Source organism: uncultured Nocardioides sp. (genome assembly GCF_902805925.1).
Lineage (GTDB): Bacteria > Actinomycetota > Actinomycetes > Propionibacteriales > Nocardioidaceae > Nocardioides.
This window is the reverse complement of the sequence record NZ_CADCUP010000052.1, coordinates 1-10,451: the sequence shown is the minus strand read 5'-3', so window position 1 is coordinate 10,451 and position 10,451 is coordinate 1. Positions and strand designations below refer to the sequence as shown.

General features: G+C 73.7%; 10 protein-coding genes, 1 pseudogene and 1 riboswitch. Of the genes and pseudogenes, 3 read left to right on the top strand and 8 right to left on the bottom strand.

Annotation, left to right across the window (positions count from 1 at the left end):
* The 5 genes from QZX64_RS03895 to QZX64_RS03875 all read right to left on the bottom strand — a co-directional run.
* On the bottom strand, positions 1-852 hold an 852-nt coding region (locus QZX64_RS03895; protein WP_295657129.1), incomplete at its 3' end, for a hypothetical protein.
* Positions 853-1,117: 265 nt separating this feature from the next.
* A complete protein-coding gene (locus QZX64_RS03890; protein ID WP_295657128.1) occupies positions 1,118-2,164 on the bottom strand; it encodes a phosphatase PAP2 family protein in 1,047 nt (348 codons plus the stop codon).
* Positions 2,165-2,174: 10 nt separating this feature from the next.
* Positions 2,175-3,191 carry an ABC transporter ATP-binding protein gene (locus tag QZX64_RS03885; RefSeq protein WP_295657127.1) on the bottom strand — a complete coding sequence of 339 codons (1,017 nt, stop codon included), beginning with the start codon at positions 3,189-3,191 and terminating at the stop codon, positions 2,175-2,177.
* 1 nt (position 3,192) lies between these two features.
* Positions 3,193-4,851: an iron ABC transporter permease gene (locus tag QZX64_RS03880; protein ID WP_295657126.1), complete on the bottom strand. Its 1,659-nt coding sequence runs from the start codon at positions 4,849-4,851 to the stop codon at positions 3,193-3,195.
* On the bottom strand, positions 4,827-5,900 hold the full coding sequence (locus QZX64_RS03875; protein ID WP_295657125.1) for a thiamine ABC transporter substrate binding subunit: 1,074 nt from the start codon (positions 5,898-5,900) through the stop codon (positions 4,827-4,829). The genes QZX64_RS03880 and QZX64_RS03875 overlap by 25 nt, the downstream gene beginning before the upstream one ends.
* A riboswitch (TPP riboswitch) is annotated at positions 5,893-5,998 on the bottom strand. Its footprint overlaps the gene before it by 8 nt.
* 86 nt (positions 5,999-6,084) lie before the next feature.
* Here QZX64_RS03875 and QZX64_RS03870 point away from each other — a divergent pair.
* Complete coding sequence (locus tag QZX64_RS03870) at positions 6,085-6,981, top strand: alpha/beta hydrolase (protein WP_295657123.1); 897 nt, start codon at positions 6,085-6,087, stop codon at positions 6,979-6,981.
* Between the two features lie 12 nt (positions 6,982-6,993).
* On the opposite strand, the gene QZX64_RS03865 is transcribed toward QZX64_RS03870, so the two are convergent.
* Together QZX64_RS03865 and QZX64_RS03860 are read right to left on the bottom strand one after the other, a co-directional pair.
* On the bottom strand, positions 6,994-7,782 hold the full coding sequence (locus QZX64_RS03865; RefSeq protein ID WP_295657122.1) for a glycerophosphodiester phosphodiesterase family protein: 789 nt from the start codon (positions 7,780-7,782) through the stop codon (positions 6,994-6,996).
* 176 nt (positions 7,783-7,958) lie between these two features.
* Entirely contained in the window at positions 7,959-8,771 is an 813-nt protein-coding gene (locus tag QZX64_RS03860; RefSeq protein ID WP_295657121.1) for a S9 family peptidase, read from the bottom strand.
* A gap of 80 nt (positions 8,772-8,851) precedes the next feature.
* On the opposite strand from QZX64_RS03860, the pseudogene QZX64_RS16720 reads away from it, so the two are divergent.
* Both QZX64_RS16720 and QZX64_RS03850 read left to right on the top strand, forming a co-directional pair.
* Positions 8,852-8,926 (top strand): annotated as a pseudogene (locus tag QZX64_RS16720) (hypothetical protein); the annotation flags it as partial.
* A 247-nt stretch (positions 8,927-9,173) separates the two neighbouring features.
* On the top strand, positions 9,174-9,869 hold the full coding sequence (locus QZX64_RS03850; protein WP_295657117.1) for a GAF domain-containing protein: 696 nt from the start codon (positions 9,174-9,176) through the stop codon (positions 9,867-9,869).
* An 18-nt stretch (positions 9,870-9,887) separates the two neighbouring features.
* Here the strand turns inward: QZX64_RS03850 and QZX64_RS03845 are convergent, their stop codons facing one another.
* Positions 9,888-10,268 (bottom strand): STAS domain-containing protein, encoded by a 381-nt coding sequence (locus tag QZX64_RS03845; protein WP_295657115.1) that lies wholly within the window; start codon positions 10,266-10,268, stop codon positions 9,888-9,890.
* Positions 10,269-10,451: the final 183 nt, after the last annotated feature.

Here is a 10,451-nt window from a genome sequence, read left to right as displayed (position 1 = left end):
CTCCGCAGCCTTCTCCGCGTCCTCGGCGGCCTTCGCGGCGTCCGCAGCGGCAGCCTCCTCGGCGGCCCGGGCGGCAGCCTCGGCCGCCGCGCGTGCGGCCTCCTCGAGCGCGGTCTGGCGCGTCTGCGCCAGCCGGACCGAGATGCCCTGCAGCTCGGCCAGCTCGGCGACCAGCACCGTCTTCTGCTCGGCGATCGCCTGCGACTGCGCCAGCGCCGCGTCGGCGGCCGACTGGGCGGCGTCGCGGGCCGCCGCCGCCTCCTCCTCCCGGTCCGCCGCCTCGGCCCGGGCCTCGACTGCCTCGTCGCTGGCCACGTCGGCGAGGGTGGCGGCGGCGCGGAACTGGTCGTAGCGGCCGTCGAGCGCGTCCTCCGCGTTCGCCATCGTCGCACCCTGCTCGAGGACGTCCGAGATGCCGTCGGCGTCCGCCATGGCCGAGAGGCCGGTGATCCCCGGCGACAGCTCGTAGGTGCGCACCAGCGCGTCGCCGTACACCTCCTGCTGGCGGCGGACGTCGGAGCTCGCGGCGTCGGCGCGACGCTCGGCCCCGCGCGCCGCCTGCCGTGCCTGCTCCAGCTCCCACAGCGCGCCGTTGTAGGCCTCCGCGGCCATGGCGGCGGAGACGGCGGAGTCGTCGAGGCGCTGGTCGGCCAGCACGAGGTCGGCCCGGACGGAGGCCACGTCGCGGGCCTTGTCACCGGCCGCGGCGCGGGCCGCGGCGACGTCCTGCTCGGTGGGTACGGCGTCGTCGGAGGTCGCGTCGTCGGCGGCGGATGCGGAGGTCGCCCCGCCGACGAGCACGAGGCTCAGTGCGGCGGCGCCACCCCATGCGCGGACACGGTGGTGTCGCATGTCTTCCCCTTGTTTCGAGTCAGTGCAGGCACCGCCGGAGACTTCCCAATCCCCTACGGCACTCGCAGCACGCTAGTGCTCACCCGTCCCAAAAGGAACAACTTTCACAGAATGCCTGGATGCTGTCGGCGTGTCGGCTTGACGTACTACACGGATGTAATTCCGCTCGTCGGCGGCATCTCAGGTGTCGCTGCCCGCGCTTCGTGGGGGTTGCAACGGCTGCAAACCGCAGCGATCCCCGGATATCCGGGGATCCCGACCAGCCTCAGTCGACGTCCACCGGCACCGCCGACGTGGTCGACGTCGGGTGGGAGCTGCGGCCGCGGCGGTCGAACTTCTGGCCGGAGGCGATGCCGCCGATGTAGAAGGCGAGGAGGGCGATGACGATGCCGGCGATGTCGTCGGCGACGTAGTGCCAGCCGAAGTAGAGGGTGGCCACGATCGTCACGGCGAAGTTGGCCCAGAAGATCCACTTCAGGACCGCGCTGCGCAGGGTGTACTGCACCATCATGGCCACCAGCAGGGTGATCGCGGTGTGCAGGCTGGCGAACCCGGCGACCGACTGCACGGCGTTGGCGAGCTCGGCGTTCACGACGTTGTTCCGGCCGTAGTAGAGGGAGTCCATCAGCGCCGACGAGCCGGTCTCCGGCAGGTCCTTGTAGAGCCACGAGTAGTGGAAGCCCGGGCCCAGGGTGGGCAGCGCGTAGTACGACGCGGTGCCGAGGGTCCAGGCGATGCACTGGGAGGTGGCGAACCAGTAGCCGAAGGTGATGTTGCGCGACCAGATCAGCCAGGCGGTGAGCGCGAGCGGCACCAGCGGCAGGAACCACAGGTAGATCGTGGAGTAGAAGTGCGCGGTGACGCCGTCGCCGAAGACCGAGTGCAGCACCGTCGCCGGCTCGTTGCCGAAGAAGAGGGCCCGGTCGACCAGGTGCAGCTCGCGGTCGTACTTCTTCTCCCCCATCACGAACGGGAGGAACGACTTGAGGTTGCGGTAGCTGACGTAGGTCACGTAGAAGCACGAGACGCCCAGCACCATCAGCGTCAGCCGCTCGCGCGTCCAGTGCTCATGGACCCGGGCTCGCACCAGGCCCGAGATGGCGGCCGGGTTGCCGCGCGAGAGCCACAGCGTGCGCGGCAGCACGTCGAGCAGGAACGCGCCGAACAGCAGCAGCGGCAGCCGAAGCCACGCCGGCCCGAGGAAGCCCTCGGGGTCGAGCAGCCTGCGGTCGAGCGCGACGGCGGTGCCGACGGCCAGCAGTCCCATGGTGCCGGCGATGCCGAGGAGGAGTGCGTAGGCCCGTCGATACACGGGCGCCAGTCTAGGGGGACACCCGTGGGTCGCCGCGGGGCACGGGCGCGGTCCGCGACGCATCGATCCGCAGCCGTACGGCGTCGCCCGGGGCGACGTGGCTGCCGAGCGGCGCCACGGCGTGCAGGGCGCCCAGACCGGCGACCTCGACGCCCACCCGGAGCTGCTCGGGCGTCGCCAGCGCGGAGATCGCGGTGCCGGCGAGCGGTCCCGCGTCGTCGACCACGAGCGCGGACCGGCGCAGCGCCAGGTCCTGGCCGGGCACCAGGCCGGCGGACGACACCATCCGGTCGGCCTCCGCGCCCGTCAGCACGGTGGCGTAGCCGAGGAAGTAGGCGGTGTCGGCGTCGACGGGGTGCTGCCACACCTCGCCGATGGGGCCGTCCTGCACGAGGTGGCCGGCGCGCATCACCGCGATCCGGTCGGCGACCGCGAACGCCTCGTCGTGGTCGTGGGTGACCATGAGCGCCGTGGTGCCGGCGGTGCGCAGGATCTCGCGCAGGTCGGTGGCCAGCCGGGTGCGCAGCGTCGCGTCGAGGGCCGACAGCGGCTCGTCGAGGAGGATCAGCCGCGGCTCGACCGCCAGCGCCCGGGCCAGCGCCACGCGCTGCCGCTCCCCGCCCGACAGGGTGGCCGGCAGCCGGTCGGCGTACCCCGCCAGGCCGACCAGCTCGAGCAGCTCCCCGACGCGCCGGGAGACCTCGGCCCGCGGCGTACGACGCAGGCGCAGCGCGTAGCCGACGTTGCGTGCGACGTCGAGGTGGGCGAAGAGCTGGCCGTCCTGGAACATCAGCGCGAAGCCGCGGTGGTGCGTCGGCACGCCGCCCAGGTCGGCGCCGTCGTAGGAGATGGCGCCGGAGGCGACCGGCTCGAGCCCGGCGACGGCGCGCAGCAGGGTCGACTTGCCGCACCCCGACGGGCCGAGCACCGCGAGCACCGCCCCGGCGGGCAGGGCGAGGCTGACGTCGCGCACGGCGACCAGGTCGTCGTACCGCACGGTGACGTCGCGCAGGACCAGTCCGCCCATGTCAGAAGGCTCCCAGCGACGGCACGCGGAGCCGCTCGACCACCAGCATGACCACCGCGGTGGTGGTCGCCAGCACGACCGAGGCGGCGAGCGCCGTGCCGTAGTTCAGCTCACCGGGCCGGCCGAGGAGGCGGAAGATCACCACGGGCAGGGTGGGCTGGTCCTCACGGGCGAGGAACGCGGTGGCGCCGAACTCCCCCAGCGACGCGGCGAAGGCGAACCCGCTCGCCGCCAGCAGCGGCTTCCACACCACGGGCACGTCGACGGTCCACAGCGTGCGGAGCGGTCCGGCGCCGAGCGAGGCGGCGGCCTGCCGCTGGCGGTCGTCGATGCCGGCGAGCACCGGGACGAGGGTGCGCACGACCAGGGGCAGGGCGACCAGTGCCTGCGCGATCGGGACCAGCAGCGGTGAGTCGCGCAGGTCCAGCGGCGGCTGGTCGAGGGTGATGAGGAAGCCGAACCCGAGCGTCACCGCCGACACGCCCAGCGGCAGCATGAAGACGCCGTCGAGCAGCGACCGCACCCGTCGCTCACCTCGCGAGCGGGAACGACGCGTCACGACGAGGGCGATGCTCAGCCCGAGCAGCAGCGCGATCCAGGTGGCGTCGACGGCGGTGCGCAGCGAGATCAGCAGTGCCTCGCCGGCCGAGACCAGCACGGCCGGGTCGTCACCGGTGGAGCCCAGCGCGCGGTAGTTCGCCAGGCTCCAGCCGTCGCCGGCCCGCAGCGACCCGACGAGCAGCGTCACGAGCGGCGCGGCCACGAGCGCGAGCAGCACGGCCGTCGCGGCGAGCGCGGGCACGTCGCGGCGCGAGACCCGACCGAGCCTCGCGAACTGCCGCGACACCGTCGGGTCGGCCACGGCGCGCAGCCGCCCGGTGACCACGAGCAGGCCGGTCACCACGACCAGCTGGAGCACCGAGAGCGCGGCCGCCGACCGCAGGTCGAACAGGGTGGTCGTCAGCAGGTAGATCTCCGTCTCGACGGTGGAGTAGCGCACCCCGCCCAGGGTGAGGACGATGCCGAACGCCGTGGCGCAGAACAGGAACACCACGCTGGCCGACGAGACGATCACCGGCCGCAGCGCGGGGAGCGTGACGGTGTGCAGCACCTGCCACGGCGTGGCGCCCAGGGCGGCTGCCGCCTCGGCCGGCCGCCGGTCGAGCGACTCCCACGCGGCCCCGACGGCCCGGATCACCACCGCGGCGTTGAAGAAGACCAGCCCGGCGATGATGGCGGTCGGCGTGCCGTCGAGGCCCAGGAACGCCAGCGGACCGCCCTCGCCGATCAGCTGGCGGAAGGCGACGCCCACGACCACGGTCGGCAGCACGAACGGCACGAGCAGCGCGGCGCGCACCACCCGGCGCCCGGGGAGGTCGAGGCGGTGCAGGACGTACGCCGCGGGCAGGCCGACCGCCACCGACAGCAGCGTGCCGAGGGTCGCCGACCACAGGGTGAACCCCAGCACCCGGTGCACCCTGGGCCGGCCGAGCACCTCGACCAGCCCCCGCGGGTCAAAGGCTCCGTCGGCCCACAGCCCGCGCGCCACCATGCCCCCGACCGGGAGCACGAAGAACACGCCGAGCACGGCCAGCGGCAGCGCCGCCAGCCCGGCCAGGGTGAGCAGCCGGCGGGTCACCTGGTCGTGACGTCGGTCCACTCGGTCAGCCAGGCCTCGCGGTTGGCGGAGATCTCGGCCGGGTCGACGGCGTAGGGGTCGGTGGGCTGCTCGGCGAACCGCGCCCAGTCCTCAGGCAGGTCGACGGCCGAGGAGACCGGGAAGACGTACATGCTCTCCGGCAGGGCGGCCTGCACGTCCTCGGAGAGCAGGAAGTCGACGAGCGCCTGCGCGCCCTCGGGGTTGGCGGCGCCGGCCAGCACGCCGGCGTACTCCACCGAGCGGAAGCAGGTGTCGAGCAGCGCGGCGGTGGTCGACTCCGTGCCGTCCTCGGTCAGGGTGAAGGCGGGCGAGGAGTCGTAGGACAGCACGATCGGGCGGGTGCCGTCCTCGCCGCCCTGGGTGAAGTCGGTGTAGTAGGCGTCCGACCAGCCCTCGACGACCCGGGCCCCGTTGGCCAGCAGCCGCTCCCAGTACGCCGGCCAGTCGTCGCCGTACTCGGCGATCGTGCTCAGCAGGAAGGCCATGCCCGGCGAGGAGGTCGAGGCGCCGGGGGTGACGAAGAGGCCCTGGTACGCCGGCTCGGTGAGGTCCTCCAGCGACGCCGGCGGGGCGAGGTCCTTCTCGGCGAACCACGTCGTGTCGACGTTGACGCACACGTGCCCCACGTCGACGGGGGTGAGCCGGTCGGCGCCCTCGGGCAGCGCGTAGTCCTCGGCGCCCTCGGGCAGGGTCGTCGGCTCGTAGGTGTCGAACACGCCCTCGTCGATCGTGCGCGAGGCGAACGTGGTGTCGACGCCGAAGGCGACGTCGCCGGTCGGGTCGCCCGCCGTGAGCGCGAGCTTCGTCGAGAGGGTGCCGGCGTCGCCGGCGGCCCGGGTGGTGAGGGTGAAGCCGGTCTCCTCCTCGAACTGCGCGACGAGCTCGTCGGGGAGCCCGAAGGACTCGTGGGTCACGAGCACGACCTCGCTCGGCGCGGCCCCCTCGGTGCGGTCGCCGTCGGTCGCGCTGCCGCCCACGGCACTGCACGCCGAGGTGGCGAGCAGCGCGAGGGAGGCGAGCGTGGCGCGTGCGCGGACGTGGTGGGTCATCGGGATGACTCCCTTCGCCGGTGCTAGCCGGAGCAGGTTCGGAGGGTCTGCGGCTGGTCCGCACTCTCAGCACTGTGGGTGCTCCCCTGTCTTGTGCGACCAGCCTACGACGGGGCCGGGTCGGGACGGTGTCGGGGGCCCCGTCGATCACCGAGGCCCGATCACCGAGGCCTAGGGTGCGGGCATGCCGAGTCGTCGTCACGAGCTCCTCGCCCTCGCCGTGCCCCGCCTGCGGAGGAGCCGGGACATCGACAGCCCGGAGGCCGAGCGGGCGCGGCTCGTGCGCTGGCACGAGGGCCTGGACCGCTCGTTGCCGACCAGGACGCTGCTGCGCTTCGACAGGCGCTTCTCGGTGGTGCGCGACGACGGCGCCGGCTTCCCGACGTACGTCATCACACCGCGGCACACCGCCCCGACCCGCACGTTGTTCTACGTCCACGGCGGGGGGTACGTCGGGCCGATCGACCCCCACCACGTCAGGTACGCCACCCGGCTCGCGACGGTCCTCGGCGCACGCGTCGTGATGCCGGACTACCCGCTGGCGCCCGAGCACACGTGGCGCGACTCCTTCGACGCGATGACCACGCTGGCGGCCCGCTGGGCCGGGGAGCCGATGGTGCTGGCCGGCGACTCGGCCGGCGGCGGCTACGCGCTGGCGATCGCCCAGGCCCTGCGCGACCGGGGCGGGCCTCAGCCCGCCCACCTGGTGCTGCACGCGCCCTGGACCGACCTGACGACGAGCACGCCCGAGACGGAGACGGTCACGCTCAGCGACCCGTGGCTCTTCCTGGGCAAGCTGCGCGCGTACGCCGGGTGGTGGGCGGGGTCGCCCGAGGACCTGGGACGCCCGGAGGTGTCACCGGCGTTCGGCTCGCTCGCCGGCCTGCCGCCCGCGATCATGCTCTACGGCACCCGCGACACCCTCGCGCCGGGCTGCCGGCTGCTCACCCGCCGCTCGGTCGAGGACGGCTGGGACCTCACGGTCGTGGAGGAGCCCGACCTCATCCACGTCTACGGGCTGCTGCCGTTCGCGCCCGAGGCGCGACGGGCGCTCCGGCAGGTGCGAGCGTTCCTGCGCTGACCGCCGGCGCGCTCAGCGGTGCAGCCACCGGCGGTAGCCCACGACCCGGTCGGTGATCGCGCCGCCGACGCCGAGGCGCTTGAGCTGTCGCCACTTCCGGGGGTTGTTGGCCTTCCGGGCGATGACCTCCTTGCCGGCGGCGCGGACGGCCGCGACGTGCGTGCGCGTCAGGTGGGCGGGCGGCAGCGTCACCCCGTCGGCGTAGGCCAGGACGTCCGCGACAGGCGCCCAGCGGCGGACCAGGAACGTCGACTCGAGGCCTGGCCGCCGCACCTCGACGCGCCGCAGCGTCTCGGGGTGGAACGCCATGACCGTCACCCGGCCCGCCATGCCGGCACGGTCGATGACGCGGACCACCTCGGCTACCTCGGCGCGGGACCACCGGCGGCCCTTGAGCTCGGCCAGGACGTCGACGCGGCTGCGTGCGGCCAGACGCAGGACGTCGGCCAGGGTGGGCACCTGCTCACCGCCTCGCTCGCCCCGGCAGTGCTTCCGCAGCGAGCGCAGCGACCGCTCGGCCACCCGGCCGCGGCACGTCGTGGTGCGCTGGAGCGTCGGGTCGTGCATCAGCACCGCCCGGCCGTCCCTCGTCATCCGCACGTCGGTCTCGACGGCCGAGGCCTTGAGCCGCACGGCCCGTCGCATGGCCGGGACCGTGTTCTCGGTGACGCCGCCGGCCGGGGCCCCGCGGTGGGCGGTGATCCGCAGGTCCCCGGGCCGGGCCGCCCCGGCGGCCGTCGGCGCCGCTGCGAGCGTGCCGGCGAGCAGGACGACGGCGAGGGCGAGTCCTCCGAGGCGCATGGGGCCGCATTGTGCCCCACGGGGCCGATCGGGGCGGGCGGCACGCTGTTCGACTCCTGGCGGGGAGGAGCCGATCCCTTGCTGGAACGTTCGTACAACGGGCGTTGTGCGAACGTTCGAACAACCAACGCGAGCCCTGCCGCGGCTCAGCGCACGAGCGTGACCCCAGCGCCCGGTCAGGTCAGCCGCTTGTCGAGGAAGGCGACGATGCGCTGCATGGAGGCGGCGTACTGCGGGCCGAAGGCGTGCCCGTCGTCGTACAGCTCGAGCTGCGAGTCGACCCCGGCCCGCTCCATCGCCCGCTGCGTGGCCCGCGCCCACTCCGGCGGGCAGGTGTCGTCGAAGCGGCCCTGCACGATGAGCACCGGCTCGGTGATCCGGTCGAGGTGCGAGCGCGCGGAGATGCTCTCCCAGAACTCGTCGTTCTCACGACCCTTCGCCTCGGGCAGGCCCCACCGCTGCTGGACGAGGTCGACGAAGGCGTCGCGGTCGCCGTCGCGGTTGAACTGGTTGAAGTTGTCGGCCTCCAGCGTGCTCACCGGCGAGTAGGCGATGCCCGCGTCGACGAGGCCGGGTGCCATCTCGAGCACCTTGTAGACCACGCCACCGCCCATCGACCGGCCGAAGATCCCGATCCGCTCGTCGTCGACCGGCACGTCGTCGCTCCCGCGCAGGGCGTTCACCGCGTTGACGACGTCGACGGCGTAGCCGGTGCGGAAGTTGCGCTGCGAGGCCGGGTCGTCGTCGGACTCCGCGTGGTTGCGGTAGTCGACGTGCAGCGCGACGTAGCCGGCCTGCGCCAGCGACCCGCGCTCGCGGGTCATGCCCTGGCCGCGCACGTAGTAGGCCGGGTCGATGTAGCCGTGCGCCAGCACCACCGCGGGGAAGGGGCCGCGGCCGGTCGGCACGTTGAGGACCCCGGAGATCGTGAACCGCTCGCTGCGGTAGGTGACGTCGTAGGAGGTGTGGGCGGCGGTGCGCTCGCGCACGGCACCCAGGCGCAGGCCGCCCCCGGAGAACTCGCGGTCGAACCACGCCGCCAGGGCCGGCGGCCCCGGACGCGGCGCCGATGTCGCCGACGGGCTGCTCGACTCGTCGGCCGACGGGGTCGCCGACGGGCTGGCCGACGCACTCGCCGACGGACTGGCCGACGGACTGGCCGACGGACTGGCCGACGGACTGGCCGACGGTGGCGGCGCCGACTCGTCGGTGCCGGACGGGCTGCAAGCCGTGGTCAGCAGCAGGGCCAGCGCGCCGAGCGCCGTCCCCCAGCGGGTCGTGCTCGGGGCAGCGGCCATGCGCCGACCGTAGCCCGGGGCGGCAAGCGCGGACGTGCAGAAATTCGCGGTTTGGGTACCCCCCGACCCACACCGTCGCCGCGAGAGGAAACCATGGAACCCATCCCCGAGACCCACGAGGCCCTCGCCGAGCTCGCGGACGAGGAACTCCTCGTGCAGCTGCTCGAGGCGGCGCGCCGGGTCGAGGAGGTGGTGCCCGACTGCGTCGGGCTGAGCCTCACGATGGTGCAGCACGGCGTCACCTTCACGCTGGTCGCCTCCGACGAGACCATCGCCGTGATCGACGCGATCCAGTACCTCGCAGGCGGCCCGTGCCTGAACGCGGTGGACGACGAGGCGGTGCTGGAGACCGACACCCGCGACGACGCCCGGATGAGCGAGCAGGGGTGGCAGCTGTTCGCCGACGCCTCGGTGGCCAACGGCATCGCCACCACCTTGTCGATGCCCATCCTCGACGACGGCGCGGTCGTGGGCGGGGTGAACCTGTACGGCGCCACCCGGCGGGCCTTCGAGGGCCATCACGAGCAGCTGGCGGAGGTCCTGGGGGCGTGGGCCGGAGGTGCGGTCACCAACGCCGACCTCGACTTCACCACCCGGATCGACGCCGAGAGCGCACCCGCGGTGCTGCGGGGAGCGCGTCAGGTCGACGAGGCGCTGGGAGCCCTGGCCGAGGCCCTCCAGATCAGCGTCGACGAGGCGCGCGACCGCCTGGACCGGGCCGCTGCCCGCGCCCAGTTGCGTCCCTCGGAGCTCGCCACGGCCGTCACCCGGCTCCTGCGGGGGCAGTGACCCGCGACGTCCGCGGGATCAACCGGTGCGCGCCGGCGGTGGGTGCCGGAGGAACCGGAGGGCCTCCTCGACGGACCGGACGACGACATGGGCGCGGGAGAAGCCGGTCAGGTCCATGACCCGCAGGACCAGCCGGTGACCTGCCGCCACCGGCACCGGGCCCACCTGCGGGGCCGCTCGGTCCAGCGCCGAGCGCAGCAGCGCGAGGCTGCCGCAGTCGACGAACGTCACGCTCTCCATGTCGACGAGGAGCCGGCGACGCGACGACCGGGCCGCCTGGTGACAGGCTGCCTCGAGCAGCTCCCGCGACGCGAGGTCGAGCTCGCCGGACAGGGTCAGGGTGGCGTGGTCCTCGCCCAGGGTGACGTAGACCGAGGGAGGCAGAGTGGTGGGGCACATCCGGGACGCCTATCACCTGGGGCCATCCACGACCGTTGCTCGACCGTGGCGACGCTGCTCCGCGATGCTACTCGCGTCAGGCCGTCGCGTCTGCCCTTCGACCCTCGGCATTCACGACCTCCATGGCCAGCACCGCGACGGGAGCCGTGGCTCCGTGGTTGCGGATGTCGGTCAGCGTCACGC

Bases quoted from the DNA above. Each gene is read 5' to 3' on its own strand.
- QZX64_RS03885 (WP_295657127.1), bottom strand. From the start codon at position 3,191: ATGGGCGGACTGGTCCTGCGCGACGTCACCGTGCGGTACGACGACCTG.
- QZX64_RS03875 (WP_295657125.1), bottom strand. From the start codon at position 5,900: ATGACCCACCACGTCCGCGCACGCGCCACGCTCGCCTCCCTCGCGCTG.
- QZX64_RS03870 (WP_295657123.1), top strand. From the start codon at position 6,085: ATGCCGAGTCGTCGTCACGAGCTCCTCGCCCTCGCCGTGCCCCGCCTG.
- QZX64_RS03865 (WP_295657122.1), bottom strand. From the start codon at position 7,782: ATGCGCCTCGGAGGACTCGCCCTCGCCGTCGTCCTGCTCGCCGGCACG.
- QZX64_RS03850 (WP_295657117.1), top strand. From the start codon at position 9,174: ATGGAACCCATCCCCGAGACCCACGAGGCCCTCGCCGAGCTCGCGGAC.
- QZX64_RS03845 (WP_295657115.1), bottom strand. From the start codon at position 10,268: ATGTGCCCCACCACTCTGCCTCCCTCGGTCTACGTCACCCTGGGCGAG.